Origin of the sequence: Sphingomonas immobilis, from assembly GCF_030580995.1 — a bacterium.
In the GTDB taxonomy this organism is placed as follows: Bacteria; Pseudomonadota; Alphaproteobacteria; order Sphingomonadales; family Sphingomonadaceae; genus Sphingomonas; species Sphingomonas immobilis.
The window spans coordinates 23,883-38,316 of the sequence record NZ_JAUQSZ010000009.1; the positions used below are offsets into that span (position 1 = coordinate 23,883).

15 protein-coding genes are annotated in these 14,434 nt (G+C 67.0%); 5 read left to right on the forward strand and 10 right to left on the reverse strand.

From position 1 onward, the window contains the following. Positions 1 to 59: 59 nt before the first annotated feature. The 3 genes from zapE to Q5H94_RS13215 are packed head-to-tail and all read right to left on the reverse strand — an operon-like array spanning position 60 to position 2,422. Positions 60 to 1,178, reverse strand: coding sequence for a cell division protein ZapE (gene zapE / locus Q5H94_RS13205; RefSeq protein ID WP_304561749.1), 1,119 nt, complete (start codon positions 1,176 to 1,178; stop codon positions 60 to 62). Then, positions 1,175 to 1,627, reverse strand: coding sequence for a PaaI family thioesterase (locus Q5H94_RS13210; RefSeq protein WP_304561750.1), 453 nt, complete (start codon positions 1,625 to 1,627; stop codon positions 1,175 to 1,177). Before Q5H94_RS13210 ends, zapE begins: the two co-directional genes overlap by 4 nt. A 12-nt stretch (positions 1,628 to 1,639) precedes the next feature. Then, complete coding sequence (locus Q5H94_RS13215) at positions 1,640 to 2,422, reverse strand: succinate dehydrogenase iron-sulfur subunit (RefSeq protein ID WP_304561751.1); 783 nt, start codon at positions 2,420 to 2,422, stop codon at positions 1,640 to 1,642. A gap of 184 nt (positions 2,423 to 2,606) precedes the next feature. Between Q5H94_RS13215 and Q5H94_RS13220 the strand changes: the two genes are divergently transcribed. Beyond that, a complete protein-coding gene (locus tag Q5H94_RS13220) occupies positions 2,607 to 3,347 on the forward strand; it encodes an SDR family NAD(P)-dependent oxidoreductase (RefSeq protein ID WP_304561752.1) in 741 nt (246 codons plus the stop codon). Between the two features lie 52 nt (positions 3,348 to 3,399). Here the strand turns inward: Q5H94_RS13220 and creD are convergent, their stop codons facing one another. From creD to sdhC, 6 genes are all read right to left on the reverse strand, one after another. Further along, positions 3,400 to 4,788: a cell envelope integrity protein CreD gene (gene creD / locus Q5H94_RS13225; protein WP_304561753.1), complete on the reverse strand. Its 1,389-nt coding sequence runs from the start codon at positions 4,786 to 4,788 to the stop codon at positions 3,400 to 3,402. A 112-nt stretch (positions 4,789 to 4,900) separates the two neighbouring features. Then, entirely contained in the window at positions 4,901 to 5,881 is a 981-nt protein-coding gene (locus Q5H94_RS13230) for a C13 family peptidase (protein ID WP_304561754.1), read from the reverse strand. Between the two features lie 88 nt (positions 5,882 to 5,969). Next, positions 5,970 to 6,566 carry a hypothetical protein gene (locus Q5H94_RS13235; protein ID WP_304561755.1) on the reverse strand — a complete coding sequence of 199 codons (597 nt, stop codon included), beginning with the start codon at positions 6,564 to 6,566 and terminating at the stop codon, positions 5,970 to 5,972. A gap of 173 nt (positions 6,567 to 6,739) precedes the next feature. Continuing rightward, positions 6,740 to 8,554, reverse strand: coding sequence for a succinate dehydrogenase flavoprotein subunit (gene sdhA, locus Q5H94_RS13240; protein ID WP_304561756.1), 1,815 nt, complete (start codon positions 8,552 to 8,554; stop codon positions 6,740 to 6,742). Continuing rightward, the gene (gene sdhD, locus Q5H94_RS13245; protein ID WP_304561757.1) at positions 8,554 to 8,943 is read right to left on the reverse strand and encodes a succinate dehydrogenase, hydrophobic membrane anchor protein; all 390 of its coding nucleotides are present in this window, start codon (positions 8,941 to 8,943) and stop codon (positions 8,554 to 8,556) included. Before sdhD ends, sdhA begins: the two co-directional genes overlap by 1 nt. A 1-nt stretch (position 8,944) precedes the next feature. After that, entirely contained in the window at positions 8,945 to 9,355 is a 411-nt protein-coding gene (sdhC, locus tag Q5H94_RS13250; protein WP_304561758.1) for a succinate dehydrogenase, cytochrome b556 subunit, read from the reverse strand. A 182-nt stretch (positions 9,356 to 9,537) separates the two neighbouring features. Here sdhC and Q5H94_RS13255 point away from each other — a divergent pair, with 182 nt between their 5' ends. The 4 genes from Q5H94_RS13255 to Q5H94_RS13270 all read left to right on the forward strand — a co-directional run bounded on the left by Q5H94_RS13255 (position 9,538) and on the right by Q5H94_RS13270 (position 14,031). After that, positions 9,538 to 10,899, forward strand: a complete 1,362-nt coding sequence (locus Q5H94_RS13255; RefSeq protein ID WP_431312169.1) for a methyl-accepting chemotaxis protein — start codon at positions 9,538 to 9,540, stop codon at positions 10,897 to 10,899. A 21-nt stretch (positions 10,900 to 10,920) separates the two neighbouring features. Beyond that, the gene (locus Q5H94_RS13260; protein ID WP_431312170.1) at positions 10,921 to 12,285 is read left to right on the forward strand and encodes a methyl-accepting chemotaxis protein; all 1,365 of its coding nucleotides are present in this window, start codon (positions 10,921 to 10,923) and stop codon (positions 12,283 to 12,285) included. A 71-nt stretch (positions 12,286 to 12,356) separates the two neighbouring features. Further along, positions 12,357 to 13,052: an SDR family NAD(P)-dependent oxidoreductase gene (locus Q5H94_RS13265; RefSeq protein ID WP_304561760.1), complete on the forward strand. Its 696-nt coding sequence runs from the start codon at positions 12,357 to 12,359 to the stop codon at positions 13,050 to 13,052. Next, the gene (locus tag Q5H94_RS13270) at positions 13,042 to 14,031 is read left to right on the forward strand and encodes a 50S ribosomal protein L11 methyltransferase (protein ID WP_304561761.1); all 990 of its coding nucleotides are present in this window, start codon (positions 13,042 to 13,044) and stop codon (positions 14,029 to 14,031) included. Before Q5H94_RS13265 ends, Q5H94_RS13270 begins: the two co-directional genes overlap by 11 nt. Here Q5H94_RS13270 and Q5H94_RS13275 read toward each other — a convergent pair. Further along, positions 13,937 to 14,383, reverse strand: a complete 447-nt coding sequence (locus tag Q5H94_RS13275) for a ribosomal maturation YjgA family protein (RefSeq protein WP_304561762.1) — start codon at positions 14,381 to 14,383, stop codon at positions 13,937 to 13,939. The genes Q5H94_RS13270 and Q5H94_RS13275 overlap by 95 nt on opposite strands. Between the last annotated feature and the right edge of the window lie 51 nt (positions 14,384 to 14,434).

Genomic DNA, 14,434 nt, shown 5'->3' on the forward strand with positions numbered 1-14,434 from the left:
CCGCCGCCAAGCCGGTCGCCCCCAAGCCGCCGGTGGCCAAGCCCGCCCAGGCCTGAGGCTCACGCCCCCGCCGAACCGTGCCCCTGCGCAAGGTATTCGTCGGACTGCATTTCCTCCAGCCGGCTGACGGTACGGTCGAATTCGAAACGGCCGTCGCCTTTTTCGTAGAGCTGATCGGGCTCGGCATCGGCCGAGGCGAGCAGCTTGACCTTGTGTTCGTAGAGCGCGTCGATCAGCGACACGAAGCGCGCCGCCTCGTTGCGGTTCTCCGGGCCGAGCCTGGGGATGCCGACGACAAACACCGTGTGGAAATGCCGCGCGATGGCCAGATAGTCGGGCGTGCCGCGCGCCTCCGCGCACAGCCGCTTGAACGAGAACACGCCGACCCCCTTCACGCTCTTGGGCACGTGCAGCGTGCGACCGCCCTCGACCGGCAGTTCCTCGGACGGCACGCGCGCGCGGTCCTCGACCGGGAAGTCGGTGAGGCGGAAGAAATCGCCCGACAGCAATTCGGTCGCCTTGGGGCCGTTGGGCACCAGCCAGGTGTCGATCTTGCCGAGCCGGTCGCGGCGGTAATCCACCGGGCCATCGAGCGTCAGAACGTCGAGTTTCGCTTCGATCAGGTCGATGAAGGGCAGGAAATGCTCGCGGTTGAGCCCGTCCTTGTAGAGATCGCGCGGGCGCCGGTTGGAGGTGGTGACGACCGTCACGCCTTCGCTGAGCAATTGCGTGAACAGCCGCGAGAGGATCATCGCATCCGGGCTGTTGGTCACCATGATCTCGTCGAAGGCGAGCAGCCGCGTCTCCTCGGCGATGGCGCGCGCAGCGGGGACGATCGGGTCGCCGACCTCCTTTTTCCGTTCGGCGGCGATGCGGCGATGCACCTCCAGCATGAATTCGCCGAAGTGGACACGGCGTTTGCGCTCGATCTGCACCGAGGCGAAGAACAGGTCCATCAGCATCGATTTGCCGCGCCCCACCCCGCCCCAGATGTAGAGCCCGCGCGGTAGCTCGGGCTTGCGGCCGAGCAGCTTCCACAGCGTCGATCCGCGCGACGGCACCGCCTCCAGCGCCTTGGCAAGCGCGTTCAAGCGGGCGGCGACATTCGCCTGTTCCGGATCGGGCTTGAGCTCGCCCGCGGCGATGAGCGCGTCGTAGCGAGCGAGAACGCCGGTCATTTGGGCGGCGACGGTTTGCGCAGCGTCGCGATGAAGCTGGCGACCGGCGGCACGCCTTCCTGCACGATCAGCCCGCGCACGAACAGCAGGCGGCCCGTTTCCCGCACCAGTTCGACGCGCGCATCGATCGGGCGATCAAGCGTCGCGCCGCCGGAAAACTGCGTGGTCAGATCGACCGTGACACCGCCGGCCGCACCATTGGCACCCAGCGCGTGCGCGCCGGCAAATACCGCCATGTCGATAAAGGCGAGGATCGTGCCGCCGTGCAGATTGCCGAGGCCGTTGGCCTGCCCGGCGCGCGGCTCCATCCGCACGATCGCCGTTCCACCCTCCACGCACACGAAGAACGGATCGTACTGGGCGTTCAACAGCGTCCGGTCGACGACCGCCCACTGTTTCCAACCGGGCCGGTCGGGATCGTCGGTGTAAGTGACGAGGGAATTGTCCACGCGGGCGATGCCTTACAGGACGCGCTCGGCTTCCATCTTCTTGATCTCGGCGATCGCCTTGGCGGGGTTGAGACCCTTGGGGCAGACGTTCGCGCAGTTCATGATCGTATGGCAGCGATAGAGGCGGAACGGATCCTCGAGCTCGTCGAGCCGCTCGCCGGTCATCTCGTCGCGGCTGTCGGCAAGCCAGCGATAGGCCTGCAACAGGATCGCGGGGCCGAGGAACTTGTCGCTGTTCCACCAATAGCTCGGGCACGAGGTCGAGCAGCAGGCGCACAGGATGCACTCGTACAGGCCGTCGAGCTTCTCGCGGTCCTCGGGCGACTGCAGACGCTCCTTGCCGGGGTTGGGCGTGACGGTCTGCAACCACGGCTTGATCGACGAATATTGCGCGTAGAAGTGCGTGAAATCGGGGACGAGATCCTTGATCACTTCCATGTGCGGCAGCGGCGTGATGCGGATGTCGCCGCGAATGTCCTCGATCGCCGTCGTGCAGGCGAGGCCGTTCTTGCCGTCCATGTTCATCGCGCACGATCCGCAGATGCCCTCGCGGCAGGAGCGACGGAAGGTGAGCGTCGAATCCTGCTCCGACTTCATCTTGATCAGCGCATCGAGCACCATCGGGCCGCACGTGTCGAGATCGATCTCGAACGTGTCGTAATGCGGGTTCTGCCCCGCGTCGGGATCGTAGCGGTAGATCTTGAACTTCTTGACGCGCTTCGCCTCGGCAGCCGCCTTGTGAACTTTGCCGGTGTTCTTGGGCTTGCTGTTCGCGGGGAGGAAGAATTCGGCCATTTCGCGTCGGTATCCCGTGGCTGGCGAGCGGCGAGGCGCTCAGGTCTTGTCCCAGCCGTTACACAAGCCGGGGCCGAGCCGCAAACCTTTGATGTGCATCTGCGAACGAAGCGTTTCGGCGAAGCGCCTTGATCGCCCCGGCTGCGGCCCCATCTGCCCCAGACCAAACAGGAGGCACATTTCCATGACCGGCAGACTCGAAGGCAAGAAGGCGATCGTCACCGGCGGATCGCGCGGCATCGGCGCCGCCATCGCCAAGCGGCTGGCGGCGGAAGGCGCGGATGTCGCCATCACCTATGCCGGCAACGAGGAAGCGTCGAAGCAGACCGTCGCCGCGATCGGCGCGGCCGGGCGCACCGGGTATGCCGTTCAGGCCGATGCCGGCGACGCCGCCGAACAGGCAACCGCGATCGGCGCGGCGATCGACAAGCTCGGCGGCCTCGACATCCTTGTCCACAATGCCGGCGTGTTCGCGATCAACCGCGTCGATCAGGACGATGGCAGTTTCGACCGTTTGTTCGCAGTCAACGTCGCGGGCGTGCAGGCCGGCACCGCGGCCGCCGCGCCGCGCATTGCGGATGGCGGGCGGATCATCATCATCGGCAGCGTCAATGCGCACCATTCGATCGGCCCGGGCCTCGCGCCCTATGGCGCTTCGAAAGCGGCCGTTGCCGGTCTCGCACGCGGCTGGGCGCGCGATCTCGCCGCGCGGGGCATCCTCGTCAACGTCGTCCAGCCCGGCCCGATCGATACCGACATGAACCCGGCGGACGGCGCGATGGCGGTCGGCTTCCAGAAGATGATCCCGCTGGGCCGTTATGGAAAGCCGGATGAGATCGCCGCCCTCGCGGCATTCCTGGCGAGCGACGAATCGTCGTTCATCACCGGCACCACGATCGACATCGACGGCGGCCTGTCGAGCTGACGCGAAAACACCCCGGCGCGAGCCGGGGTGTTTCTCGTCGGACGAATCGCGGTCAGGCGATCTTGCGCCCGCCCCAGTCGAGGCTGCGCGTGAGGTACATCACCGCCGCCAACGCCGCGAATAGCAGCAGCGACCCGATCAGCAGCGAGTATGCTTCGAGGCTGAGCAGCACGTACAACACCCCGTAGAGCGCAGTCAGCAAAGCGGCGATGAAGCCCGCGCGCAGCCGGCTGCCCAGCACCGCCGACGAATAAGCGGTCAGCAGCCCGATGGTCGCCCCCGCCGCGATGACATAGGCGAGCATGAAGCCGACCACTTCGGCGAACGCCAGCAGCATCACGAAGAACAGCACCAGCCCCGCGCCGACCAGCCCGAGCTCGATCGGCGAGACGCGCGCGCCGCCGATCAGATCGAACATCAGGAAGGCCATGAAGGTGAAGCCGATGAACAGGAAACCATATTTCACCGAACGGTTGACCTGATCGTAGACGTCGACCGGCGTGACGAGGTTGACGCGCGCCTGGAATACGCCGGGCATCTCCCCGCCGGTGATCTGCGCGGGCTCGGTATCCCCGGTCGAGACGAGCGCACGGCCGAGCGCGAGGTTGCCGACGCGCCACTCGGCATTGAACCCGTCCTTCCCCTCGGCATGCTTCGCGGGCAGCAGATCACCCTGATAGCTCGGGTTCGGCCAGGCCGAACGCACCTTCCAGGTCGTGTCCCCGCCCTGCGGCGCGAGCGCGAGGCTGCCGTTGCCGCGCACCTGATAATCGTAGGCGACGGTGAACGGCTGCGCCGCGAGCATGCTTGCGTCGAGCGTCGTGTAGAAGCCCGATCCCCCGGTTTCGCGCGGGCCCTTGCCGGGCTGGAGATCGAGCGGCTTGCCGTCGAGCTTCACCGCGGGCGGCGCGCCGAACAGCCCGCGCGCGTCGCTGACGCCGAAGCGCAACTCCGCGCGGTCGAGCGCCAGCGCCTCGCGCGTCACGCCGTAGCGCGACAGGTCGGCGGGCAGGCTGAAGCGTGCGGTGCCGGTGTTGCGCGCCTCGTACACCACGACCTCGTAGATCGAGCGGTGGCGCGTGTCGGGCTTCACCTCCGAGGTGATCTCGGCGGTATCGGGCGTCAGCGACAGCGCGCGCCAGACGGTGCCTGTCTTAGTCACCTGCTTGCCGCCCTCGCTCACCGTCTCGGTCGTCTGCGCGAGATAGGGGATCACGAGCAGCGGCCCCGCCACCACCTGCGGGCCGCCCCAGCCCTCCGCGATCGAACTCTGCGCGGTCTTGGACTGGTTCTGCCGATCGTAGACGAGCAGATAGACGGTGAAGAGCGGCACCGCGAGCATCGCCGCTATGAGCATCGCGAACAGCATCTTGGTGGCGGGGGTACGATCCGCGCGGGGCCCAGGGACGGGCGGCGCGGGATCGTGCGGAATGTCGGACATGACCTTGGCTCCTGTTGCGGAGCCTTTCCCTTATGCAGGCGCGGGGCCATGCGCCAAAGTCGTTATGGTCGGGAAGCCGTGCAGAGGATGTGCAGGCCGCCCGCGCCGCCGCTCAGTGCTGGACGACCTGATCGAGCAGGCTGATCGACGGGCGACCGACAGGCGCGGTCGCCGCCTTGGGCATCCGCGCCTCTAGCGGGGTCAGCCACGCGGCCGCGCGCGACCCGATCACGATCTGCGGGTTGGACGGATCGAGCTTGCCCTTGGCTTCCCAGCCCGCGATCAGCCCCTTCGCCTCGCGCGCGGCGGCCTCCAGCGGCTGGGATTTGCGCAGCGCGGTGTTGATCAGCGCATCGCCGAAGAAGGTCCAGTCGCCGTCGGAGAAGCAGCCGAAGCTCGGCCGCTCCGAAGAGGCGGCGGTCAGCAGCACGCTGTCGTCGCTGCCGATCATCGGCACGAACACGCCCGAGAAACAGGCGCTGATCATGACGATGCGCCGCTTTAGCCCGAGCGCGTCGAGCATCGCCCACAGCCGTCCGGGGGAGATCGTGCCGGTGCCCTCGTTGCCGTCGTTATAGGCGATGCCGTAGGGTGCGCCGTGGCTGGTCGTGTAGAGGACGAGCACGTCCTCATTCTTGTCCATCGTTTCCGCAATGCGCGCGAGGGCGGCTGCGATATTGTCGGGCGATCCGCGTGGCAGGTCGCTCTCGGCAGTGCCGTCGCTGCCGGCGAGGACGATGGTACGCCCGGCCGCGTCGTAACGGCGCGACAGCACCTTGCCCGCCTCGCGCGCCTCGCGACCGAACACCGGATCGCTGTCGAGCCCGACCGCAAGGACGTAGGCGTCGACCACACCCTTGCGCTGCGGCGTCACGCCGGCAAGCGCGTGCTCGAGGCGGCGGTGCTCCGCGAGTACCCAGGCGGGGCCGCGGTCGCGTTCGAACTGGAAGCCCTGCGCCGCGTAATAGGTATATTCGGTCTCGTCGCGGCCGATCGCCGGGGCGGGGGCATCGTGGCGCGGGGCGCGGTATTGCGCCTGAAGGCCGGCGGCGGCGAGCACCAGCGCGGGGACGGCCCACGCGAAACGCAACATCTTCATTCGCCCGGCGCGCCCTTCGATCCTGTCGAACGATCCTCACGCCGGAGCGCGGGCGAAGTCAATATCGGCAGGGGGCTCCGCGTCAAACGCGCGCTTGCGCGGCCGCCATCATCCCGTTTTCGATCGCCGCCAGCATCCGCTCGAACGTGTCGTCGTCGGCGATCATCGACTTGGGGATCGAGAGCTTCCCGTCCTGGTGATGGATGTGGAAGAAGTGATATTTGCCCTGCTGTACCATCGCGACATGCGTGATCGACGTGTAGCGCACCGTCACCGTCTTCGACGACATCGCCCCTGCCGGCGCGGTGATTCCGGCCTTGCCGACCACCACTTCGCGCGGGTCCGAAAAGGCGAGTTGCACGCCGTAGGCGCCGTAGCACGCGGCCAGCGCGAAGAATCCGACGAGGCACCAGTAGAAGACCGTCGCGCCGTCGCGATCGAAACGGATGAGGTGATAGAGGACCAGCCCGCGATCGTTGGTCTGCGCGATCCACACCATGCCCACCGCCATCAGCGTGAAGAACCCGGCCGCGAGCAACGATGCGCCGATCTTCGGGCGATAGTCGAAACGCTGCCCGCCGCTCTCCGCGCGGGCGGGTGCCGGCTGCACGGGCGCGAGGCCTCGCTGCGCCGCTGGCGCTTCCCCGACGATGCCGCGCTTTCCGAATGTCCCTGCCATGCGATGCTCCCATTCTCGCAGGGGAACCTTTTAGGACGCAGCGGTTAAGGGAGGGTTGCGGCCGCGATCATCGCGCCGCGGGCAAAGCCCGCGTCGTCGGCCACTGCTGGAGCAGCGCCGGTCGGTCGCGCCTTGAGGCTTGGCCGAACTGCGTTCGGCCTTGCCCGGCGCGACTAGTACACCCGCTTCTTCGGCTTGATGTACTCGGCGTCGTCGGTGAGCGTGTAATCGTGGACCGGGCGATAATCGAGCGTCACCTTGCCGCCCGAACCGCCCCAGCCGTCGAACCACGATACGGTGTGCTTCATCCAGTTGGCGTCGTCGCGATCGGGGAAATCCTCGTGCGCGTGGGCACCGCGCGATTCCTTGCGCGCTTCGGCGCCGGTGATCGTGCAGATCGCCTGGCTCATTAGATTGTCGAGCTCAAGCGTCTCGACCAGATCGGTGTTCCAGATCAGCGAGCGGTCGGTGACGTGGACGTCCTGCAGGCGCTTGTTGACCTCCTGCATCTTGGCGACGCCCTCGGTCAGCAGCGCGCTGTCGCGGAACACCGCGGCGTGCTTCTGCATCGTGCGCTGCATTTCGAGGCGGATTTCCGACGTCGGCGAGCCGCCGCTCGCGTTGCGGAACTTGTCGAGGCGGGCGAGCGCGAGATCGGCCGAATCCTTGGGCAGCGGCTGGTGCGCGCCGTTGGGGGTCAGCGTTTCCTTGAGGTGCAGGCCCGTAGCGCGGCCGAACACGACGAGATCGATCAGCGAGTTCGAGCCGAGCCGGTTGGCGCCGTGGACCGAGACGCACGCCGCCTCGCCGACGGCGAACAGGCCGGGGACGGGAACCTCGGGATCGTCGCCGACCTTGGTGACGACCTGGCCGTGGTAGTTACACGGCACGCCGCCCATGTTGTAGTGGACGGTCGGCGTGACCGGCAGCGGCTGGCGCGTGAGATCGACGCCGGCGAAGATCTTGCCGCTCTCGGTAATGCCTGGGAGCCGCTCGGCCAGCACCTTGGGATCGATGTGATCGAGGTGCAGGAAGATATGGTCCTTGTGCTCGCCGACGCCGCGTCCCTCGCGCATTTCCAGCGCCATCGAGCGCGAGACGACGTCGCGCGAGGCAAGGTCTTTCGCGGACGGGGCATAACGCTCCATGAAGCGCTCGCCCTCGGAATTGGTGAGATAGCCGCCCTCACCGCGCGCGCCCTCTGTGATGAGCACGCCTGCGCCGTAGATGCCGGTCGGGTGGAACTGCACGAACTCGAGATCCTGCAGCGGGAGCCCCGCGCGCAGCACCATGCCGCCGCCGTCGCCGGTGCAGGTATGCGCCGAGGTCGCCGAGAAATAGCAGCGGCCGTAGCCGCCCGTCGCCAGCACGACGGCATGGCTGCGGAAGCGGTGGATCGATCCGTCGGCCATGCACAGGGCGATCACGCCGCGGCACACCTTGCCGCTCGGCGTGTCTTCCATGATAAGGTCGAGCGCGAAATATTCGATATAGAAGTCGGCGTCGTACTTCAGGCTCTGCTGATAGAGTGCGTGAAGCATCGCGTGGCCGGTGCGGTCGGCGGCGGCGCAGGTGCGCTGCACGGGAGGCCCCTCGCCCATGTTCTGCATGTGGCCGCCGAACGGGCGCTGGTAGATCGTGCCGTTCTCGTTGCGGCTGAACGGCACACCCGCGTGTTCGAGCTCGTAGACGGCGGCGGGCGCCTCGCGCACCATATATTCGATCGCGTCCTGGTCGCCGAGCCAGTCCGATCCCTTGACGGTATCGTACATATGCCACGTCCAGTGATCGGGCGTGTTGTTGCCGAGACTGGCGGCGATGCCGCCCTGCGCGGCGACGGTGTGGCTGCGCGTCGGGAACACCTTGGTGATGCACGCGGTCTTGAGGCCGGCTTCGGCCGAACCCATCGTCGCACGCAGGCCCGATCCGCCCGCGCCGACCACGACGGTATCATAGCTGTGGTCGATGATCTTGTAGGCGTCAGACATCAGACGTGCGCTCCGGCGGTGAAGGCGACCTTGAGGATCGAGAAGACCGCGATCGCGGCGGTCGCGATCACGAAGAAATTGAGCGCGAAGATCGCGGCGACCTTGCTCTCGTGATGCAGATAGTCCTCGATCACAACCTGCAGGCCGAGGCGGAAGTGCCAGAAGACCGAAAGGATCAGCAGCAGCATCGGGATCGCGACCCAGGCCGAGGACAGCCAGACCTTTACCGTGTCGTAATCATAGGCCGACAGCCGCGCGATCGCGATGACGAACCACACCATCAGGAACAGGTTGGCGGCCGCCGTTACGCGCTGCTGCCACCAGTGATGCGCGCCTTCCTTGGCGCTGCCGAGACCACGGACGCGGCCGAGTTCGGTGCCCTGACCCATGTTACTTAACCCCCAGCAGATAGGCCCAGAAGGCGGCGGTTGCGATGATCGAGAAGGCGAAGGTCGCCATCGATCCGCGCCGGTTGCCCTTCAGTTCGTAGCCCGCGCCCGTATCGAGCACGAAATGGCGGATGCCGGAGGCGAGATGCTGGAAGAAGCTGAGCGTCAGCCCGACGCCGAACAGATAGCCAAGCGCCCCGCCAAGCCATTCGCCGAACACGAAGTGGAAGGTCGCGTAGCTCCTCTCGCCGCCCGCGATCGCCGCCAGCCACCAGACCAGCACCACGGTGCCGACCGTCGCCATGCCGTCGCCCGTCACGCGGTGGAGGATCGAGACCGTCATGTGCGGTCCCCATTTCCAGATGCTCAGGTGCGGGCTGAGCGGGCGTGCGATCGGGCGTTGGGTTGCCAAGACGAGTGTCCTCTTGCGGGCTGTGGCGCCGTATTAGTCACCGCACCCGCCGATGCAAGCGTGCCGCGCATGAAGATGCTGCATTAGCGAGGTTCCTAACCCGGCCTTAACCATCAGCGATTAGGACTGGCCATCGGACCGCGGGCATCAATCCCGTTCGCGTACATGATGGAGTTGTCAGTTTGAACCCCAACGATCTGCCCGCACCCGGCGCGACCGCCGCTGCCTTCGATCTCCAGTCGCGGCTGCGCGCTTTTGATCTGAACGGTACGTTGCTGGCCACCAGCCGGGAGATCTGGCCGCTGATCGAGCCGGAAATCCGCTCCGTTTCCGAGGGGTATTGGCGCCAGTGGCAGGCCTGTTTTGATGACGGACGGACCTGGGGCGGATCTGCCGAGACCGAACGCATGATCGAAATCGGTTGCGCCTTCCTGCGCGACCGCTTCCTCGACACCGCCGGTCGCGCCTGGATCGAATCGATCGAACGCTCGGTCGCGGCGGCGTATGCCGCAAACGTCCAGCCGATGGCGCTGCGCTCGATGATCTGCGCCAGCGACCAGGTCGCACTCGAAGTTTTGATCCGCCGCGTGCCGCCGACCGATCCGCGGTTGCCAGCGATGGTCGATGCGCTGATGCGCCTTTCGGCGCTGGAAAGCGACATCACCGGATCGATCTACCGCTCCTATGAGGCGCATGCTGTCCAGGTATCGCGTGATCGCCTCGCCTCGCAATTCCGCGAGAGCATCGCCCACGTCGTCGAAGGCGCGACCGAGGACAGCTCCGCGCTGCGCAACCAGTCGGTCCGCACCTCCGCTTCTGCGCGCGGGATGCTGGGCAAGACGAGCGAAGTCGCCGCCGCCGCAGAGCAATCGGCGATGGCGATGCGCGAAGCTGCGCAGACCGCAGCCGGCCTTATCCGCGCGATCGAGGACGCCCGCACCGAAGTCGAGGCCGCAGCCGAGATCGCCACGCGTGCCTCGACCCAGGCCGGGCAGGCCGTCGGCATGTCGGAAATGCTCTCCGATCACGCCAAGTCGATCGAATCGATCCTCGGCCTCATTCGCGACATCGCCGGGCAGACCAATCTGCTCGCCCTCAACGCCACGATCGAGGCGGCCCGCGCGGGCGACGCCGGTCGCGGCTTCGCAGTCGTCGCGCAGGAAGTGAAGAGCCTCGCCAACCAGACCGCACGCGCCACCGACGACATCGCCGCCAAGATCGCCGCGATCCAGTCCGCCACGCGCTCCACCGTCGACACCAATGCCGGCATCAAGGCGACCGTCACCGAGGTTCAGGAAAGCGCCAACCGCATCCGCTACGCCATGGAAGCCCAGGCCCAGACCGTCACCGCCATCACCGCCGCCGTCGATGAAACCGCGCTCGCCGCCGACTCGATGTCGCACACCATCGCGACCATCCGCGAGGACACCGAAAACGTCGCCTCCGAAATCGACCGCGTCGGTCTCGGCTTCGACTCGCTCGATGGCAAATTGGGAACTCTGAAGAACAGCACGAGCGACTTCGTCAGCAAGGTCGCCGCGTAAAATAAGATCCTGAGAGGATGAATGATGGATTCGGCAGAATCGAAAGTGTGGAGCGGTGCGTCCCGGCCTATGGCCGATCGCATTCGCGAATATGATTGGGATGGCGCGATCCGATCCTCGTCGGCCGCAATCGGTATGTTGCTCGATTCGGAATACACGAATATCAGCGTCGCCTTCTGGCGGCATTATCTGGCGTTGCCTGAAAACGAGCGCTTCCGCGCATATTATTCCGGTCAGCGCTATGACGAGCAAATCGTCGAGACCGCGCACTTCATGCGGCAAAAGTTCGCGACACCGTTCGACGACGCGTGGATGCGGACGAGCATGCACTATGCCGAACTGACATACCGCGCCGGCCTCCCGTTGCGCACGATCCTGGCCAGCCAGGCCTATGCGCAAAGCACGATCCTGCAGATTATCGAAAAGAACCATCGCGGCGACGCCGGGGAGAAATTTCGGATTTTCGACGTCATCAACAGGCTTGCGATGATCGAGGCCGACATACTGGCGTCGCACCTCGGCGTGATCGACGGGCAGCGCGAGCGCAAGATCCGCCGCGAACAGTCGGAACGGTTCAACGATCAGATCGGCCGCTCGATCGAACAGGCCGCGTCGCTCGGCGCGCGCATTCGTCATCAGGCAAACGGCGCCTCCGCTTCTGCACGCGGGATGCTGGGCAAGACGAGCGAAGTCGCCGCCGCCGCCGAGCAATCGGCGATGGCGATGCGCGAAGCCGCGCAGACCGCAGCCGGCCTTATCCGCGCGATCGAGGACGCCCGCACCGAAGTCGAGGCCGCAGCCGAGATCGCCACGCGTGCCTCGACCCAGGCCGGGCAGGCCGTCGGCATGTCGGAAATGCTCTCCGATCACGCCAAGTCGATCGAATCGATCCTCGGCCTCATTCGCGACATCGCCGGGCAGACCAATCTGCTCGCCCTCAACGCCACGATCGAGGCGGCCCGCGCGGGCGACGCCGGTCGCGGCTTCGCAGTCGTCGCGCAGGAAGTGAAGAGCCTCGCCAACCAGACCGCACGCGCCACCGACGACATCGCCGCCAAGATCGCCGCGATCCAGTCCGCCACGCGCTCCACCGTCGACACCAATGCCGGCATCAAGGCGACCGTCACCGAAGTGCAGGAATCGGCCAACCGCATCCGCTACGCCATGGAAGCCCAGGCCCAGACCGTCACCGCCATCACCGCCGCCGTCGATGAAACCGCGCTCGCCGCCGACTCGATGTCGCACACCATCGCAACCATCCGCGAAGGCACGGAAAACATCGCTCTGGAAATCGATCAGCTCGAAAACGAGTTCGGCGAGATCGACCAGCAGCTCGGCGGGCTGAAGGGTGCCGCGACCAGCTTCTCGACCAGCGTCGCGGCGTAAACCTCCGACCGTACGTGCCGGCACGCCTGCCGGTGAGTCGACTTGGGTCGAAACCGCGTTAGACAGCGCGCATGACCAATATCCTCCTCACAGGATCGTCGCGCGGCATCGGCGCGGCCATCGCCGCCGCGCTCGACCTGCCGGGCGTCGCACTGGCGCGGCAGGCAACCGCCAGCTTCATCGCCGCCGATTTCGCCGATCCGGCCGCCCCCAAGACCATGTGGGAGCAGGCGGTCGCGCAGCTCGGCAGCGTCGACGTCCTCATCAACAATGCCGGGGTGTTCGAGGCGAATCCGCTCGACGCCGCCCATGACGACTGGGTCGCGGGCTGGGAACGGACGATGCGGATCAACCTCACTGCTTCCGCCGAGCTCTGTCGCTTCGCCGTGCGCCACTGGCAGGAGGCGGGCAAACCGGGCCGCATCGTCAACGTCGCCAGCCGCGCCGCCTATCGCGGCGACAGCCCGGCGCACTGGCATTATGCCGCCTCCAAGGCCGGCATGGTGGCGATGACCAAGACGATCGCGAGAGGCTATGCGGCGCAGAACATCCTCGCCTTCGCGGTCTGCCCCGGCTTCACCATGACGGGCATGGCCGAGGACTACCTCGCCAGCCGCGGCGGCGACAAGCTGCTCGCCGACATCCCGCTCGGCAAGGTCGCCGACCCGGAGGAAATCGCGACGACCGTCAAGTTCCTCGCGCTCGACGCCCCGCCCTCGATGACCGGCGCAGTGATCGACGTGAACGGGGCGAGCTATGTCCGCTGACGCTACGGAAAGCTGGAAGCTCACCCTTCCCTGCACGCGCGATGAGGCGGAGGCGATCGACGTTTCGGAAGGGCTGGAGGGGATCGCCGGGTCGCCCGTCATCATCACCTCGGAGGAGATAGAGGACGATCCCGATAGCTGGCGGCTCGACGCCTTCTTCAGCGGCAAGCCGGGCAAGGCCGCCGTCGCAGCCGTACGCGCGCTCGCGCCGAGTTCGGCGGGGGTGAAGGCCACGCCCGAGCGCGTGCCAGACGAGGACTGGATCACGCTGTCGCAGGCCGGGATCGAGCCGGTCCACGCCGCGCGCTTCTACGTCCACACCAGCGGCAACAAGGGCGACGTGCCGCCCGGCGCCAAGGCCTTCCAGATCGAGGCGAGCCGCGCGTTCGGCACCGGGCACCACCAGACCACGACCGGCTGCCTGATCGCGCTCGATGCGCTGAAGGTGAACGGCAAGCGTTTCCGCAACATCGTCGATATCGGCACCGGCACCGGGCTGCTCGCCTTCGCGGCGCTGCATCTGTGGCCGCGCGCGCACGCTACCGCGTCAGACATCGATGCCGCCGCCGTCGACGTGACGCGCGAGAATGCGGCCGTAAACGGCGTGCCGCTCGGTGCGGGCCCGGGCACGCTCGCGCTGGCCGCCGCGCCGGGGCTGGAGCATCCGCTGTTGATCGGCCGCGCGCCCTATGATTTGATCGTCGCCAATATCCTCGCCGGGCCGCTGATCGGGCTTGCCCCGACGATCGCGATGGCGCTGGCCGAGGGCGGGACGCTGGTGGTGGCGGGCCTGCTCGACTGGCAGGCCGACGCCGTCACCGCCGCGTACAGGCGGCAGGGGCTGGTGCCGTCGGGCCGGACGCAGATCGGCGACTGGCCGACACTCACTTTCCGCAAGCGCGCCCGCTACGGCGCGGCGCGCACGACGCGGCTCGGGCCGGGCGGCGCGAACGACGCGCCCGGCTTCGGGAGCTGGTGAGCCGCTCGCCCGCGAATGCCAGCGCGCCGCCCGCGAGATACGCGGCGAAATCCTGCGGATCGAAGCCGGTGCCGAGCACGCAGCGCGCCACCGCGCTCCACTCCAGCCCGAGCAGACGGACGAGGTGGAAATACTGGCTGACCTCGACCGCGAAGGCGATCGCCACCGCCGCCAGCACCGCGGGCGTCACGCCGAGCCGGATACACGCACGGATCGCAAGATAGACCAGCACCACCGCGAGGCTGTCGCCGAGATAGGGGCGCACGAAGCCGTCATCGACGAACAGGGCGATCGCAACCTCGATCGCGAACACCAGCAGCGCAGCCGCCGCATAGAAGGGCCGGAAGATCATGCACCCATGTCGCACGATCCTGTCCAGCGATGATGCAGACGCCGCGCGGTT